The sequence below is a fragment of the Pontibacter anaerobius genome (assembly GCF_026241195.1).
Lineage (GTDB): Bacteria > Bacteroidota > Bacteroidia > Cytophagales > Hymenobacteraceae > Pontibacter > Pontibacter anaerobius.
Genome location: NZ_JAPFQO010000001.1, coordinates 307,227 through 323,612, shown reverse-complemented (window position 1 = coordinate 323,612; position 16,386 = coordinate 307,227). Strand labels below are relative to the sequence as shown.

At 51.2% G+C, this 16,386-nt stretch carries 11 protein-coding genes; 6 read left to right on the top strand and 5 right to left on the bottom strand.

The window, feature by feature from the left end:
- Window positions 1-90: 90 nt before the first annotated feature.
- The gene (locus tag OO017_RS01550; RefSeq protein ID WP_266050672.1) at window positions 91-1,338 is read left to right on the top strand and encodes a glycosyltransferase; all 1,248 of its coding nucleotides are present in this window, start codon (window positions 91-93) and stop codon (window positions 1,336-1,338) included.
- Here OO017_RS01550 and OO017_RS01545 read toward each other — a convergent pair.
- Window positions 1,325-2,752: a lipopolysaccharide biosynthesis protein gene (locus tag OO017_RS01545; RefSeq protein WP_266050671.1), complete on the bottom strand. Its 1,428-nt coding sequence runs from the start codon at window positions 2,750-2,752 to the stop codon at window positions 1,325-1,327. The genes OO017_RS01550 and OO017_RS01545 overlap by 14 nt on opposite strands.
- Before the next feature lie 326 nt (window positions 2,753-3,078).
- Here OO017_RS01545 and OO017_RS01540 point away from each other — a divergent pair, with 326 nt between their 5' ends.
- From OO017_RS01540 to OO017_RS01530, 3 genes are all read left to right on the top strand, one after another.
- Complete coding sequence (locus tag OO017_RS01540; protein WP_266050670.1) at window positions 3,079-4,485, top strand: PSP1 domain-containing protein; 1,407 nt, start codon at window positions 3,079-3,081, stop codon at window positions 4,483-4,485.
- On the top strand, window positions 4,478-4,963 hold the full coding sequence (locus tag OO017_RS01535; protein ID WP_266050669.1) for a gliding motility lipoprotein GldH: 486 nt from the start codon (window positions 4,478-4,480) through the stop codon (window positions 4,961-4,963). The genes OO017_RS01540 and OO017_RS01535 overlap by 8 nt, the downstream gene beginning before the upstream one ends.
- 210 nt (window positions 4,964-5,173) lie before the next feature.
- Window positions 5,174-6,271: an endonuclease/exonuclease/phosphatase family protein gene (locus OO017_RS01530; RefSeq protein ID WP_266050668.1), complete on the top strand. Its 1,098-nt coding sequence runs from the start codon at window positions 5,174-5,176 to the stop codon at window positions 6,269-6,271.
- 74 nt (window positions 6,272-6,345) lie between these two features.
- Here the strand turns inward: OO017_RS01530 and OO017_RS01525 are convergent, their stop codons facing one another.
- A complete protein-coding gene (locus tag OO017_RS01525; protein ID WP_025609190.1) occupies window positions 6,346-6,537 on the bottom strand; it encodes a cold-shock protein in 192 nt (63 codons plus the stop codon).
- A 442-nt stretch (window positions 6,538-6,979) separates the two neighbouring features.
- Here OO017_RS01525 and OO017_RS01520 point away from each other — a divergent pair, with 442 nt between their 5' ends.
- Complete coding sequence (locus OO017_RS01520; protein WP_266050667.1) at window positions 6,980-8,710, top strand: hypothetical protein; 1,731 nt, start codon at window positions 6,980-6,982, stop codon at window positions 8,708-8,710.
- 98 nt (window positions 8,711-8,808) lie between these two features.
- On the opposite strand, the gene OO017_RS01515 is transcribed toward OO017_RS01520, so the two are convergent.
- Both OO017_RS01515 and OO017_RS01510 read right to left on the bottom strand, forming a co-directional pair.
- Window positions 8,809-9,684, bottom strand: a complete 876-nt coding sequence (locus OO017_RS01515) for an SDR family oxidoreductase (RefSeq protein WP_266050666.1) — start codon at window positions 9,682-9,684, stop codon at window positions 8,809-8,811.
- Between the two features lie 101 nt (window positions 9,685-9,785).
- Window positions 9,786-10,628: a hypothetical protein gene (locus OO017_RS01510; protein ID WP_266050665.1), complete on the bottom strand. Its 843-nt coding sequence runs from the start codon at window positions 10,626-10,628 to the stop codon at window positions 9,786-9,788.
- 294 nt (window positions 10,629-10,922) lie between these two features.
- Here OO017_RS01510 and OO017_RS01505 point away from each other — a divergent pair, with 294 nt between their 5' ends.
- Window positions 10,923-12,047, top strand: a complete 1,125-nt coding sequence (locus OO017_RS01505) for a toxin-antitoxin system YwqK family antitoxin (protein WP_266050664.1) — start codon at window positions 10,923-10,925, stop codon at window positions 12,045-12,047.
- A 66-nt stretch (window positions 12,048-12,113) separates the two neighbouring features.
- Here the strand turns inward: OO017_RS01505 and OO017_RS01500 are convergent, their stop codons facing one another.
- Window positions 12,114-16,055, bottom strand: coding sequence for an AAA domain-containing protein (locus OO017_RS01500; RefSeq protein ID WP_266050663.1), 3,942 nt, complete (start codon window positions 16,053-16,055; stop codon window positions 12,114-12,116).
- Between the last annotated feature and the right edge of the window lie 331 nt (window positions 16,056-16,386).

Here is a 16,386-nt window from a genome sequence, read left to right as displayed (position 1 = left end):
GCTCCTGTTGTTTTATATTTATACTTTAGGTTTCAAATCTAACCATAGCAAAGTATGCTGTTGTAAATCAATTCATTCCCTCAGCAACAAATGAAGTTAAAAATCGCCTATTGTGTTGGGCATTTTCCATATCAATCAGAAACATACCTACTTAATCAGCTAAAAGAATTGATTGATGAAGGACATGATGTAACCATATTCTCCTGGGGTAAATCAGACATAGCCCCCAAACATGCTCTGCTAAATGAGTATGACATGCTTTCTAAGACTATTGAGCGGCCGCATATACCCAGAAATATATTTAAAAGAAGCATTAAAGCGGTTTATCTTCTATTGGCTCATCTGCCTTATTCACTTCCACTACTTAAAACACTTAACTTTTTTAAATACGGGAAGTATGCAGCCAACCTGCAGTTCTTTTATGATGCTATACCCTTTATAGGAAAAAGCACTTTTGACATTGTGCATTGTCAGTTTGGCCCAAATGGTATCAAAGCCATAAACTACAGAGAAATTGGTTTGCTAAAAGGTAAACTGATTACCTCTTTCCACGGCTTTGATGTAAATGATAAAGACTTCCTCTCCTGGCCTACCCACTTCTCCAGAAAAGGCCTATACAAAGATCTCATTCCTATTTGCGAAGCTTTTACTGTAAGCTCTCAATTCACTAAAAGAACTGTAGAAGCATTGGGCATTCCCTCCAGCAAAATTGTAATTCTACCCGTAGGTTTAGATACTAGTAAATTTAGAAAACAGAGGTATACAGCTAACGCTAAGTCGGTCATTGTTACAGTTTCAAGGTTGATAGCAGCCAAAGGCCTGAAATACAGCATATCAGCCATCAAAATACTCCAGAGCAAATACCCTGACATCAAATATTATATAGTGGGTGAGGGCGTGCTGCGAAAGCAGCTTGAAAAGCAAATTAATACCTTGCAGCTACAAGATCATATTTTTTTGGTGGGTGCTGCCACACAGGAGCAGGTAATAGGTTTTTATGATAAGGCACAGGTGTTTGTTCTGTCGGGAATAGTTGCAGATGATGGGGAGGTTGAAACCCAGGGCTTAGTCGTGCAAGAGGCACAAAGTATGGAACTGCCGGTTGTCATAAGTAACGCTGGAGGGTTACCCGAGGGAATGGTAGAAGGCGTAACAGGTTTTGTAGTGCCCCAAAAAGATCCTCAGGCTATCGCTGACAAAGTAGATGTTTTGTTGAGTAATTCTGATCTCAGGGAAAAAATGGGCCATGCCGGTAGGCAATATGTAATCACGAACTTCGACAATAAAGTACAACACAAGAAGCTTATGCAGCTTTACAGGGAGGTTATCTCAAGCTAAGTTGGTGCAGATTATTTTTATACTTCAGGTACAACATACCAGACACCAAAAATATAATACCCGTTATTGCTGATTTTAGGCTTAATGAAAGGTCTGCACCAAAATATGCAAACCCGGTAAAGAGGACATGCACAAGCAGCCAGCGAAGAGGATAATACGGTATGGGATTATGATTTGAAAATTCCTTTAGCCACATGCCTCCGAACCCCATGTATAATAAGGCAGCAAATGTGGTGAATGCAGCTGCCTTATAGCCAAAAAACGGGACTAAGAGAACGGTCAGGGTAATATTGCCTGCAACCGCAACCGCAGAAATCCGCCAAAGCTTGTTTGTTTTTTCATAGTAGAGCAAAAAGTTATTTACAACAATGTAAAACGGCCTGAAATTATACCCCATCAGCAGAATGATAGCTATAGGGTAAGCTTTCTGTAACTGCTGATTGCGCAAAAGTATTTGGAAGACCTCCTTCATCCACAAACTAGCTGTGAAAGTGGCGATTAGAAAAACCACTCCCAAGGCAAAAGTCAGGTCTCTTGCGGTTAATTTAGATTTTTCATTTCTCTTAGAGAGCAACTGCAAGTAAAAAGGATTGGCCGCCTCTGAGATCGCAACAGACAATTGGTTGAAGTAGGACCCAAAGGTGGCAGCCAAGCTGTATAGGCCAATCTGTGGCACTGGCACATTCATTCTACTAAGCACAAGTCTGTCTGAAGTTACCAACATGCCTGAGGCAAAGTAGTGTGGCAGCACCGGTAACGACACAGCCAGGATTGTTTTTACCTGCTTCCATTTAAACTTAAAAATAGGCCAAAGCTGTAATGAGTAGTAGGCCGTATAAGCGCTGAAAATGAAAGCGAGTGACACAGCAAAGAAATTGCCGTAGAACCAACCCATATAGCCAAGCTTAAGGTAAGCGATGGTATAAATATTAACTCCCACTGCCACCATACCTACCAACACAGATCTTAAAGCGAACACCAGAGGCTTCTGTGCAAGCTGATAGTATAAATTAGATTGTACCTCTGCTGTTGTGAATAGCATCGTTGGTACGCTAAACAGCAAAGCAATCTGTAAACGGTGTTCATCAGCCTCCTGCGGTGTAGCAAAATACAAGACAATAAAGTATATCAGCCCGAACACTAACGTCCATATGGACATTAGCCCCCCCACTTGCCGCCACACCCATTTATACCGTGTCGGGTGCTTCACGAAGGCGTTTACCATCACCACACTCAGCCCCAGCGACTGCACCACACTCATCGCCGTAACGTAAGCGGTCACCACCCCGGCCACCCCGTAGTCGGTGGTAGTGAGGTAGGGCGTGATAACGGGCAGGGCCAGCACACCAGCCACGCGCGGTAGCTGCGCCGCCAGGCCATAGATTGCCGCATGAGACAGTAACTTCCGAAGCATTCCCTAAAATTATACTTTATTTCCCAGCACGTAGCAATGCGCCGCTTTTTTCGTAAATAGCCCAACTGCCCTGCAAACAGGGGCACCAAAGGCAGCCAACCAGTGTTGCCATACTTGTACTTTTAGGAGCCGCAAAAGCAAAAGCCTAAAAATTTAGTATATTTGTTAATTAACTGATTTCGGAAACAAGAATTAGCCTAGCTATATAAGGAGATAAAATTGTGGGATGTAGTTCATGTTCTAGTGGCGGATGCAGCACTGACACCAAACCAGGTGGCTGCAAAAGCAACGGCGGCTGCAGCACGGGAGGCTGCAATCGTTTAAACGTGTTCGACTGGCTCAGCGATATGGATATACCTACGTCGTTTGAGGAGTTCGACATTGTAGAAGTAAGATTTAAGGGAGGCCGCAAAGACTTCTTCCGAAATATAAACCGACTGGACCTGACAACCGGCGACGCCGTAGTAGTGGATGTGCCGAATGGCCATCACATTGGTTTCGTGTCGCTGAAAGGGGAACTCGTGCGCCTGCAGATGCTCAAAAAGAAAGTGGATAACAACGAGGAGATCCGCAGCATCTACCGCATCGCCAACGAGCGCGATATGGAGAAGTTTAACGAGGCCCGCGACCTGGAGGGTACCACCATGTACCGCAGCCGCGAGATCATACAGATGCTCCGGCTAAAGATGAAGCTGTCGGATGTGGAGTACCAGGCAGATAGAAGCAAAGCCACCTTCTACTACTCCGCCGACGACCGCGTGGACTTCCGCGACCTAATCAAGAAGCTGGCCGAGGAGTTTAAGGTGCGCGTGGAGATGCGCCAGATCAGCCTGCGCCACGAAGCTGGCCGCCTGGGTGGTATCGGCTCCTGCGGCCGGGAACTTTGCTGCTCCACCTGGCTCACTGATTTCAAGAGCGTGTCCACAACGGCGGCGCGTTACCAGAACCTCTCGCTGAACCCGAGCAAGCTCAGCGGCCAGTGCGGTCGCCTGAAGTGCTGCCTCAACTATGAGTTGGAAACCTATATGGATGCCCTCAAGGATATCCCGACGGTGAACCGGCCGTTGCAGACGCAGCAGGGCGATGCCATACTTCAGAAGACCGACATCTTTAAGCGCATGATGTGGTTCGGCTACAAAGGCGACAACAACTGGTACCCGGTGCCGGTAGAGCGTGTGCAGGAGATCCTGGAGCAGAATGCCCAAGGCATCGCTGTAGAAACCCTGCTGACAGAACCTGTAGAGGAGCCGAAGCAGAACGAGTTTGTGGCACAGGTAGAAGGTAGTCTGGAGCGCCTCGATGACAAGTTCAAGAGTAAAAAGAAGAAGAAAAAGAAGAAGAAAAAACCCGCTGGCGCAGAGCAACCGCAGCCTACTGAAAAAGCGGCGGAGGCACCTCAAGCTAAAAAAGAAAGGCCGGAACGGGCTGCACAGCCGCAAGGTGGCGGTGAGCAGGAGCAGCGGCCACGCCGCCAGCGCCCGCCTCGCAATAAGAACAGAGGGCGCGATGGCCAGACAGGAAACGAACCGCGCGAGAATCGCGAACCAAGGGAGCGCCGCGAAAAACGTGAGCCAGCAGGGCCAAGGCCTGCGGCCAGTGCTTCTGGCAACGCTCCTGAGGCAGGCGCGCAGCCACAGGCTGGCGGCGACCAGCGCCCGAAGAAGCGCTCACGCAAGCCGTTCAGAGGCAAGAAACCAGACCAGGGCAACAAACCACCACGCACCGATGCATAAACTTGTAAGGATGTGGGCCGTGGCACTCGTGCTGCTGCTCTCCGCCTGCGACCCGGCACGGGTATATGAGCAGAACATAGACATGCCGGAAGGCAACTGGCAGATTGACAATGCCCCTGTTTTTGAGTTCGAGATCAAGGATACCACACAGGTATACGATGTGTACTTTAACGTGCGCTACAACCTCAACTACGACTACTATAACCTGTACCTGCGTCATCAGTTGGTGGGACCAGATAGCGTACAGGTTTCTGCAAAGCTGCACGAAATGCTGCTGATGGACTCAAAAACAGGTAAGCCACTTGGCAACGGCTCCAGCGACACCTACGACCTGCAGGCCCTGGCTATCGACAATGTGAAGTTCAGCAAGCAAGGCACATATAGGTTAAAGCTTACTCAATATATGCGCCGCGACCCGCTGCCGCACATACTGGCCGTTGGTGTGCGCTTGGCCACTAACACAGCCGATAAAGAGTAACCCTGCACAGCCCCTGCACAGCAGGTATAAAAATCGCTAAGTATAAAATCGCCCCGGCAACCGGTATACGGTAAAGTCGGGGCGATTTTATTTATATACTCAGGTGCAACCTCATCCGGTTCAGCAGAAACACGTAAGAAGTAGCGTGGGCAACTAATGCCCCCCGATTATAGTATGCAGATACACCCAAAATAAAAGCACCCTTCGTACATGCAAACCGCTCTGATTATACTTGGTTCTACTTTTACCCTTTTCTCCTTTCTGCCACTCATTTCATCCCCATTGTGGTGGATCAGGATAATGGATTTCCCGCGCCTGCACGTAGCAGTTTTATTAGGCATTGTGTTAGCAGCCTATGTCGCCACCTATGGCGTAGATGGCACCGGCGATACTATTATGGTGCTGGTTTGGGGCATTGCCATACTCAACGAACTGCGCTACATCATCAACTTTACACCTTTTATGAAAGTAGAGGCGCTGCGCACGGAGCAGCCAAAGCCTAACAATGCTTTTACCCTGATGATCTCCAACGTGCGGATGGCAAACAAGAAGTATGACAAGTTCCTGGAAAGGGTGAAAGAGGCTAACCCGGAAATGATCATCATGAACGAGCCCGACCAGGAGTGGCACGACCACGTGTGCAAAGTGCTGGACGAGCACTACCCCTACTCCATAAAAAAGCCGCTGGATAACACCTATGGCATGCTATTCTGGAGCAAGAACAAGATACACGATAGTGAGATAAGGTACCTGGTGGAAGACGGCATACCATCCTTTTACATGGTGGTGGAGTTGCCAAGCGGAGATAAGTTCTGCCTGTTTACGGTGCACCCGCAGCCGCCCCGCCTGATGCTGAACACCGAGACACGCGAAGCCGAGCTTTTAATAGTGGCTAAACAGGCGAAGAAAGTACCATACCCTGCCGTGGTAGCCGGCGACCTGAACGACGTGGCCTGGTCCAAAACAACCAAGCTGTTTAAGGAGATTAGCGGCTTAATTGACCCGCGCGTGGGCCGGGGCTTTTACAATACCTACAACGCCCATATCCCGGTTTTCCGTTACCCCCTGGATCATGTCTTTTATGACCCAGCCTTCAGGTTGGTGAACCTGCGCCGCCTCGACAAGTTTGGCTCTGACCATTTCCCGATCCTGATCACGCTCAACTATGAACCGCAACGTGAGCTGGAGCAGGAACACCCGCGTGCCGACCTGGAAGACAAGCATGAAGCAAACGAGTTGATACAGGAAGGGCTGGAGAAGGGAGAAGAGCGCAACCACGAAAAGCAGAATGGCCACGCCCACCAGTAAACAAAAAACCCGCCCAGTTGCCTGAGCGGGTAAAAGACTTTTACAATACCTTTCGGCTATTGATAGCTTATAACTTAGATTCTCTCTACGTTGATAGCGTTCAAACCTTTTTTACCATCCTTAACCTCGAAAGAAACACGGTCGTTCTCGCGGATTTCGTGGATCAGACCTGACTGATGCACGAAGATGTCTTGATTAGTGTCATCCTCAACGATGAAACCGAAACCTTTTGATACGTTAAAGAATTTTACTTTACCTGTCTTCATTGTAATGATAATTAATAATTATGAGCAAAGGTAAGTATAACTTCCGGATTAGTAGCAAATATCCCTGCAAATAAATAACAAAAACATCATCAGGCACTTACCCCCTCTCCCTGCTCCGTCTCCTGCTTTACTGGCAATGCTGTATTTATACTTTGCACAGGTGTAAAACTACCTCTGCCGCATCTCAGCCAACACTACTTTAGCCTTTCCTGCCAACGTAGCCTTTGCATGTTACTGTGTAACTCTACAATAACCATGTTCCGTGTGGTTCGTATAGCTAAAACGTTCTGTTACACTTAAAAAGGCCTATTATCACGGAATCTTTTAGGGTAACGGCAACATAAATCCGAAGCCGAAATTATACTCCCACCGGCACCGGATTTTTCAAACAGGGAATAGCAAACTTAATAAACGTCAACTATAAACTAAGGAGATCAGAACTATGAAAGAGACTGAGAAAAATCAAAACACGGAGCAGAATTCTAATCTGTCGGGTGGCTCATCCAGCAGCCTTAATCCATCCTCGTTATCAACATCAGGTAGTACCAGCAGTAGTACATCAAATAAATCAAGTGGCAGTTCCAGTTCCTCACCGAAGAGCAGCACAACAGGCAGCAAGACCACTGGCTCCACTTCAAAGTCATCAACCACTAAGGCCAAGTCAGGCTCATCCTCTAAAAAAGAAGGCAAGTCAACCAGCGGCACCTCTGCTAAGTCTGGCAGCAGCTCCGATACCTCTTCCAGCTCTGACCGCAACCAAAACCTTTCTGAGTACGGCAACTACGGCTCTATGACGAGTGGCTCGCAGCAGAGCTTCCAGGGGTCCGGGCAAGGTAGCCAGAACCAAGGCTGGAGCAGCGATCAGAACCAGGACTGGAACAGAGGCAACCAAGGCTACGGCTCACAGCAGGGTAACTATGGTGGCCAGCAAAGCGGTTATGGTTATCAAAGCGACTATGGATCGCAGAGCAACTACGGCGGCCAAGGCTCGCAGGGTGGCTATGGTTCTTCGCAAGGTGGCTCCCAGTCTAACCAGTATGGTTCTCAGGGAGGCTTTAACTATGGCAACCAGGGCGGCATGGAAGGCAACAGAATGCGCTCTCAGGACCAATACTCCAGCGACATGTACGGCAGCCGCGGCGGCATGCAGGGCGGCTACCAGGACCGAGAAGGAGACATGCAGGGTGGCTATGGCGTTATGAACGACCAGGGTGGCATGGGCCGTTATAACCAGCAGAGTGGCCAGGGGGGCTACGGAAGCCAGAGCCGTTATGGTTCACAGGGCAACTATGGTTCTGCATCGCAGGAGTATGGTCAGCAGAGTGGCTACGGAAGCCAAGGCATGAGCGGCGGTGGCTATGGTTCATCGCAGGGTATGAGCGGCGGCTACGGCCAGGGCAGCAGACAAGGTGGATACCAGCAAAACTATGGCCAGGGAGACTATGGCCAGCGCATGGGCTACGGCTCTCAGAGTGGCTATGGCAGCGGCCAGCAAGGTTATGGCTCAGGCAGCTCAAGCTCAGGCAGATCCAGCATGCAGGGTGGCTACGGCGACAGAGACCGTTACGGTTCTATGGGCTATGGCTCCAGCAGAGGCATGAGTGAGTATGACAGAGAAGGCCGCGGCTCACAGCGAGGCTGGGATTCCCAGAGCTCTATGCAGGGCGGCTACGGTAGCCAAGGTGGCTATGGCTCCAGAGGAGGCTCTTATAACGATGAGTACCGTTCCGGCAGATATGGCTCACAAGGCAGCGACTATGGCCAGGACTACGGCAGAAGCTCAGGCTATGGCTCTTCCGGCAGATCATCGTCTGACAGAGGCGGATACGGCGACAGCAACTACAGCCGTGGCATGAGCGGTGGCTATGGTTATGGCTCAGGCAGCAGCAGCCAGGGAAGCGGCTATGGCTCCTCCGGCAGATCCAGCCAGGACGACTACTCCAGCCGTTACGGCCAGAGTGGCTATGGCTCCGGTGGATACGGACAGGGCGGATACGGCGGCGACCAGAGCCGTTACGGCTCTATGGACAGCAGCACATCCTATTACAGCGATAACCGTGGGTCCAGCTCACGTGAGAACTTCCGTGGCTACGGCGATTCAGACTCTGACAGAAACAGAGACAGGGGCGGATACCAGACCCGCCGCAGCGATCGTTACCGCGACTTAGAATAATCGATTCAGATTAGCTGATAAATAGAAAATCCCCTCCCGAATATTCGGGAGGGGATTTTTTTATGGATAAAATTTCCTAATGTGAAGAGCGGGATCCGTTACACAAAGCAATCTTTGTGATCCTCCAGAAATTGCCGCATAGTATGGGGCTTGCGCCCGGTGACACGTTCTACCGTATCGGTGGTTTCAGCGCCTTTGCCGGACCGGTACAAGCTGTATACTTCAATCATGGCATCAGCCATCCAGTCTGGTATGCCATGGTCGGTCATGCCTTTTTTGGCGGCGGCGTCCGGCACATCCATATAGTCCACCTGCTTGCCCGTTACCTCGCTCATCAGTTTGGCCACCTCGTAGTTGGATAGCGCCTCAGAACCTGTGATGTCATAAGACTTGCCTACGTGCTCATCGCTCATCAGTGCTTCTACCCCTACAGCGGCAATATCCCGGGCATCTACGTAGCTTACTTTCCCATCGCCGGTGGCTCCGTAAAACCGGCCTTCCTTTTTTATACTTTCAGCATTATAGTTAATGTAGTTCTGCATAAAAGAAGTTGGGCGCAGGAATGTGTAGCGGATACCGCTGTCCTCAACATATTTCTCAATTTCGCGGTGCCAGCGCCCCAACTGTAGCCCCGGCTCCACATCGGCACCTATCACCGATAATTTTACGATATGCTTTACGCCAGCTTTTTTGGCCTCATCCACGAGTGTTTTCGACATTTGTATCTGGTCGGCGGCAAAAGGCGTGATTAAAAAAACCTTATCGGCATGGGTAAAGGCCGCGTGCAGCGACTCAGGGTCCTCAAAATCCATCTCCACCACCTCCACACCCGGCAGGCGCTTCAGGTTCTCGCCTTTTATAATGGAGTGTACTCCGGCCCTGACCCTTATATCGCCTTCCAGCATCGAGAGCTGTTTTACCACCTCGCGCCCTACCGTGCCTGTGGCGCCTGTTACCAATATCGTTGTATGCATAGTTTTATCTTGTTGGGTTTATACTCCTACTACGGCGGTTTCCATGTTGTTGATTTTTATATGTTGCCCATTGGCTGCAAATCATACTTTATACTTTTAGTTTAACGCCTTAGCGTGAGCCGGAATACCTTCCCATTCTCGTTGGTGATGAGGAGTTGGTTATCGGAAGTATAAAGTATGGCCTCGGCCTGCCCGGTTCTGCCCGTCTTCAGGCAGTAGTGTTTTCCGTTCAGGTTGATGTTGCCGTCCTGCACCTCGAACAGGTACACCCTGCCGTAGCCAAGTATGGCAAACTGCTTTTGGTTAGGAGAGAGTGCGGCTGCTGTGGCCATAGCGCTGACAGGCAAGCTCTCCTGCAGCCGCGCCACATGCGTACCGGGCTTTGCGGGCAAAGTATAAAGCTTCAGCTGTTTGTCTTTGCCCCGGCTTTTCGTGAAGAGGTACAGCGAATCCTGGTAGTAGAAAAAGGCCTCCAGGTCGAAGTGCTGGTTGTTTTTTTCTGGAGGAAATGCTGCCTGATCCTCAAAGGAGAAGTATAAAGTACCCGCTAAAGTATGGCTTTGCTTACGGAGGATGTGGATCTGCAGGTCCTGGCGGCTGTTCGTGTTGTTCCCGAAGTCACCGATAAACAGCTGCTCCCCGCTCTCGGCCAGTTCTTCCCAATCGCGGTTTTGCAGTTGCAGCGGTAGTGTCTGCAGCAGCTCGCCCTGTTGGTTAAAGCGATACAACGCAGCCGCTGTGCCGCCGTCGCCGTGGGTCCAGAAGGTGCTGTCGGGGGCATGGGCGAGGCCGGAGTTTTCCTGTATTTGCTCATCCAACCGCGCTATCTTCTCCAGTTTATACTTGAAACCCGGCTTCTCGAAACCACCGTTGCGCCTGTCGGGGCCGCATCCGCAGAAAAGGGTCTGGAGGTAAACGTAGACGGTGAAAATCTTGTAGAGCAAGGGCTTGGAGGTTTGGGGTTTGGGAGTTAAAGGGTTTGTACGGAGTTGAAGGGGTGAAAGTATAAAAGTGAGCATCTTCTGGCCCTTGCATGAAGTGAGCATCCGTTTATGTCCATATACACAGCTTTATACTTGCCTTGTAATAGCCGGTTGGTTGCTTTTGCAAAAGCACAAGGCCCGCTTGCGCTAGTAAAGTGTAAACCTACCTCAGCTTAGGCTATGTATATTGATGGACTTTAATATTAAGTGAATATTTGCGTCCTTTGCCCCTTTGAAATAACTCCACTTTAATCTATGAGAACAATTTTACTCTGTATTTCTTTTCTGCTCTTTGCCTTAAGCGCCTTTGCACAAGAACCGCTACAGCGCAGGATCTCCCTTAAAAACTTCGGAAACGACAGCCTGCATATTCCCTTTAACGCAGCCTATTTCATGGTTGAAGACAGCTGCGCTCAGATTACAAGGCAGGTAAAGCTTAATACGAAGGAGCGATTTTTCTATGGCCTGTTTAAGGATGTACTAACCCAAAGCCCCGAAGTGGTGGTGGCAGAAGGCAACTACAACAGCGATGGCCTGAAAGATGGTGATTTTACTTCTACATATCTGGATGGAGTTCTCCAGGCTCGCGGCAGCTTTAAAGCAGGACAGCTGGACGGCGACTGGCAAATTTTCTATCCATCCGGTAAGCCAAAGCTGACTTTTAACGCCACGCAAGATGCCATCACCCTGAAAGACGCCTGGGATGAAAATGGCACAAAAGTAGTTGAAAACGGTACCGGAAAGTATGAAGTGCGCCTGAGCCTGGTAACCTGGAAAGGCAAACTCCTTAACGGAAAGCCAGATGGTACCTGGATAGCCACCTCTCCCCAAGACAGGTCGAACCGGGTACTATCCTCCGAGAGGTTTAAGAAGGGGGAATTTGTAAGTGGTACAAGCCCCATCGGCAAATACACGGATGAATCACGCATTATCTGGTTTAACCTGTCAGATCTCCCTTTTCTGAATGCCGAGAAGATGGCCATCGCCTCTGAGCTTTGCAATGCCTCGCCCAGAACATTTAGAAAAATAGTTGGGGTAAACTATAGAAACGGTGTAGAAGCTTACAAAGAGGAGATTAGAAGAGTTATCAGCGAGTATTTAAGTACTGTAGATTTAAAGCCATACGACGATGTGCTGCATATCGAGGGTGAAGTATCGGAAGATGGGAGGCTGATGAACCTGCGGCACAAAAACGCTTTTAACGATAGAATTGCCACTGGCCTGGAAAGGGTTTTAGGGCGATTGCCTCTGTTGCAGCCTGCGGTGGTGGATGGGAAACCCATCAAACAAGTATTTAGAATTACCTTTAAGTTTTACCAGGGCATGTACTCTTTCAATTATCAATTCCTGCCAATTCGCCTGGATAAGCAGAACATGTAAGGATAAAAAGACTGTTTCTGGTTTAAAAGCTTGCGCCGGAGACAGTCTTTTTAACTTTCTAACCTTCTAACTCTTTAACTTTCTAACCCCTTCCACCGTTTTCTCCGGTTTCTCCCAGAGCTGGCGGCTATACACGCGCTTGTAGGGCCAGTGGCGCTGTTTGAGCAATGTCGGTATATCGGCATGCGTGTGCCGCACCGATAGGGCGCTGTAGTATAGGTCATCATCAGTGAGCACCACCCCCTGGTAGGCGGCGTTTTTGATAAACGTGAGGTCTGCAAACGGCACTTCCTGTTTCAGGTAGGGTACTTGTTGCGCCAGCACCTCTTTTAGCAGCGGCACCTGTGCGGGCATACTTTCCTGCTTCGGCTCATACTCAAAATACCTGCGGCTCACCTGCTGCGCGTAGTGCAGGTAGTCTTTGAGCAGCTTCGGCCCGGCATGGAGGGTGTGTTCCACCTGCAGCTGCTCCGCCCGGATGCTGCTAACCACTACCACCTGCTGTTTGGCGCGCGTAACCGCCACGTTCAAGCGGTTCTCCCCTCCTGCTTGGTTCAGGCTGCCAAACTGCATGGCCATCCGGCCCTTCTCATCCGGAGCATATCCTATAGAAAGTATGATCACCTCCTTTTCATCCCCCTGGATGTTTTCAATGTTCTTCACCAGCACGGAGGCCGGTATGGTTATACTTTGCTGTTGCGCAGCTTCCTCCAACAGGTCCTGCACCAGCATTTGCTGGCTGTAGTTAAACGTGATGACGCCCAGCTCCTCCTGCCCCACCTGCAGGTACTGCAATACTAGCTCCACCACACGCTGCGCCTCGGCCAGGTTCTGGTTTGCCTGCCACAGCCCGTGTACTTTCACGAAGTTGATGGCCGGCTGGCGGGCGTTGGCATCCAGGAGTTCCGGTATCAGCTCCAGCTTGTTTTTATAGAAGTAGCGGTTCGAGAACTCGATCAGCTCGGGGTAGCGGCTGCGGTAGTGCTGCGTGAGCATGGTCTGCGGCAAGTATAAACCACACAGCTGCAGCAACGACTCCGCGGACAGCTCCTCTGTTTCCTCCTCCCCCTCGGCACCGGTCCAGCGGGCGCGGTAAATGTCGGAGGGCTTCAGCTGCTGTGCATCGCCGGCCACCACTACTTGTTTACCGCGCAACATGGCCGGAATGCCTGTTTCGGCATAACACTGCGAGGCCTCGTCAAAGATTACCAGGTCGAAGCAACGCTCCAGCGGAAGCACCGCCGACACGGTTTCGGGCGAGGCCAGCCAGCAAGGCACCAGGTCCAGCAGCTCGCCGGAGAACATAGAGAATAATTTGCGGAGCGGGTACAGGCTGCGCTTCTTGCTTACCTGGGCGTGCAGCCTGCGGTAGGTAACCGGGTTGCCGAGGCGGTTCAGCTCAATATCCTTGTAGGCCTGCTCCCTCAACCGCGACAGCACGATCTCTTGACTCAGCGCCTGCTTTTCCTGCAGCAGGCGCTGCAGCTCCGCCTCCACACGCTCCAGCTCGCCGTTGCTTGGCATGCGCAGCTCCGGGTGCTCCTCCTCCAATGCATGCAGCCAGGCCAGGTACAGGCTGTTCAGGAAGAGGACCTCTGCCTCCTCCGCCGTCTTTATACTTTGCCCCAGCAGCAGCTCGGCCACCTCTCGCTCAGGACCGGTAAAGTCGCTCAGCAGCTTATCGAACGCCACCAAGTGCTCAAATACATCCGGCAGTTCCTGCAGTAGCGCCTGTTTATACTTTTCGTCCTGTGCCAGCTGCGCAATTTGTGCCTCTGTGAGCCATTGTAGCCAAAACGCATACCTGGCCTCCGCCTCGTTTATACTTTGGGTGAGTTGCGACAGATGCTCCGGAAGCTGCACAATATCCAGCAGCTTCTCGTGCAGCACCTGCTCCCGGTGAAGCTCGCGCAACAGTTTGTGTGCCTGTATCGCCTCCTCTACCGTCTTCAGTTTTTGCAGTACCTCGCTGGGGTATTGGGCTATCTTCAGGTCTACTCTTGCAAGCTGGTTAACCTCCTGCATGTGCTCCACTGCCTGCCGCCGCAACTCCAAACGCCGCTGCAACTCACCCACGCCTGCCTCATCCAGCTCCAATTTATACTTAGCCAGCGCCTTCGCCAGGATCGATTTCTCGGGGGCGAACATCCAACTAATGCGCCCAAGCAACTGTTTCTGCTGCTGCTCATACTTTGCCACGGCGGCTTTAACAGATGCCAGGTCCTCGGTGGCGATGGCTGCATCCGGGGCCGGGCACACCAGGTAAAGCTCCTTAAGGCGCAGCACCTGCTTTTGCAGCTGATCAGGCCCTTCCTGCTGCAGCAAAGGCTGCAACGCCTGCGCTACTCCCTCCTGCCCCAGCAGCTCCTGCAACCGGTTTATTTTCTCTAAGGCTGATGTATACCTGGGCAATTCATCCAGCGTGAAAATATAGCCACTCAGATCACTGACGTTCTGCTGCATTTTCTGCAACTGCTCTGGCATGTTTTCGATCACCTCTGCGAGCTCCTGCCGCTCCCGGAAAGTATAGTCTTGCATACTTCGGCGCTCCTTCCACACAAAATCCTCCTTCTGCCAGGGGATAGCCTTTTGCAGGTACTGGCGCAAACGCGGCAGGTACTCGGCCACCGTGGCGGCCGTAAAGCTTTTGAAGTATGCGTTGAGCGGGATGTGCGGCTGCTGCAGGCTGCTGCGCAGGTATAATTCCTTGGCCGACCAGCCGCAGCGACTCATGTCGAACAGGGCGGCTCTGAAGTTTTGTAGTGTCTCCAGGCTTTTGTTGATGCCGCGGCTCACCTCCAGAAACGTACGGTCGGTGTAGATGCTGTTGAGCGCCAGGTTCTGCTTCTTATAATCGTCCAGCCGCTCTATCTGCTCGCGTAGTTGGGTGTAGATGGCTTTGCGGTCGGTGTTGATGTCGTGCACGAGGGCGGCAAAAGTACCCAAACCCTGCTGCGACAGCCGCTGGTGCACCACATCCAGCGCGGCCCTCTTCTGGCTTACCACCAGTACTTTTTTGCCCCTGGCCGTGAAATCGGAGACCAGGTTACAGATCAGCTGCGACTTGCCCGTGCCCGGCGGCCCCTGCACCACCAGCGACTGCCCCTGCTTCACGGCCTGCAAGGCTGCCTCCTGCGCCGCGTCCATGGCAAAAGCGGTGAAGGTGTGCTGTGCCTGCGTACTTTGGTTTATACTTTCATCGGGCGTGCCGAACAGCTGCTCCATCTCCTGTAGCTCCCCATGCTCCAGCAGCTCGTCGTAATCCGACAACAAGTAGGAGGCTGCCTGCGGGAAAATGCCCAGCACGGCCTCCTGCTCCAGGTGCAGCTGCCCCGGCTTCAGGTCGGCTTCGTAATCGGCTTTCTTATAGTCTGTAAAGCGTGTCAGCTTATCGGTGAAAAATTCGCGGCCAGCGTTTATACTTAGCTGATGCTCTTTGAGCAGTTCGTATACTTTGGTGCGGAACTCCAGCGGCTGCTGCGGCAGTGTGCCCAGGTCCAGCTCCAGCAGCTCTTCGGCCAGCGGCGTGCCCATGTAGTGTGCGTAGGCCAGCAGAAAGCTCTGGTTAAACTGCGGCGGCTGCGCCTCGTCGGGTTGCAGTTCCCATTCCTGCGCCGCGTTTACCTGCAGCTTCACCGGGAAGAACAGCAGCGGACTTCGCACGGCCGTTCCATCGGAGAACTTGCCGTGCACGAAGGGCCAGCCCATGTATAGCTCCTTGCTGCCGCGCTCCTCAAAAATCATCTCGGCCTTGCGCTTGATAAACCGCAAACGCCTGCTGACGTTGGCCACCGGCGCGTGGCGGCTATCGGCATAAGGGCTCAGGGAGATTTTCTTCTTCCCGCTCAGTAGTTTCTCCAGCACCTCGAAGGCAGGCTTGCCATTCACAAAATCCAGCGACTCCACATCCAGGTGCAGTTCCCGGTACAGGCGCAGCAATACCAGGGCCCTGTTGCCGGAGCCGAGGTTTAGTAGCCTACGTCGGTAATGTTTGAGGATGTCTTTCATGGTGTACTGCCCGGTAAACGAAAGAATTTGGCGGAAAGTCTACTCAACCAAAGCAAGTTAGCAGGATTTAAATTGAGATGGAAATAGACAACATATTGGAAGGCCTTATATTGCAACTGATTAGATTCACACTTATACTTGCTTCCGTTCTTTCAGTTTTTATACTCCTGCTACCATTCATGTTTCTAGAAGAGGTAATTGGGAATAGAATCATTACCGATGATTTCGGTCCGTTACAGCTACAGGCATACACTATCCAGCAAATTAAATCCGTTAAGCATTATAACAGTTGCCTGCCGGAAGAGGGCAGAACCACTCTATAAGATAATTT

Bases quoted from the DNA above. Each gene is read 5' to 3' on its own strand.
- OO017_RS01550 (WP_266050672.1), top strand. From the start codon at position 91: ATGAAGTTAAAAATCGCCTATTGTGTTGGGCATTTTCCATATCAATCA.
- OO017_RS01515 (WP_266050666.1), bottom strand. From the start codon at position 9,684: ATGCATACAACGATATTGGTAACAGGCGCCACAGGCACGGTAGGGCGC.
- OO017_RS01535 (WP_266050669.1), top strand. From the start codon at position 4,478: ATGCATAAACTTGTAAGGATGTGGGCCGTGGCACTCGTGCTGCTGCTC.
- OO017_RS01520 (WP_266050667.1), top strand. From the start codon at position 6,980: ATGAAAGAGACTGAGAAAAATCAAAACACGGAGCAGAATTCTAATCTG.
- OO017_RS01530 (WP_266050668.1), top strand. From the start codon at position 5,174: ATGCAAACCGCTCTGATTATACTTGGTTCTACTTTTACCCTTTTCTCC.
- OO017_RS01545 (WP_266050671.1), bottom strand. From the start codon at position 2,752: ATGCTTCGGAAGTTACTGTCTCATGCGGCAATCTATGGCCTGGCGGCG.
- OO017_RS01505 (WP_266050664.1), top strand. From the start codon at position 10,923: ATGAGAACAATTTTACTCTGTATTTCTTTTCTGCTCTTTGCCTTAAGC.
- OO017_RS01500 (WP_266050663.1), bottom strand. From the start codon at position 16,055: ATGAAAGACATCCTCAAACATTACCGACGTAGGCTACTAAACCTCGGC.
- OO017_RS01525 (WP_025609190.1), bottom strand. From the start codon at position 6,537: ATGAAGACAGGTAAAGTAAAATTCTTTAACGTATCAAAAGGTTTCGGT.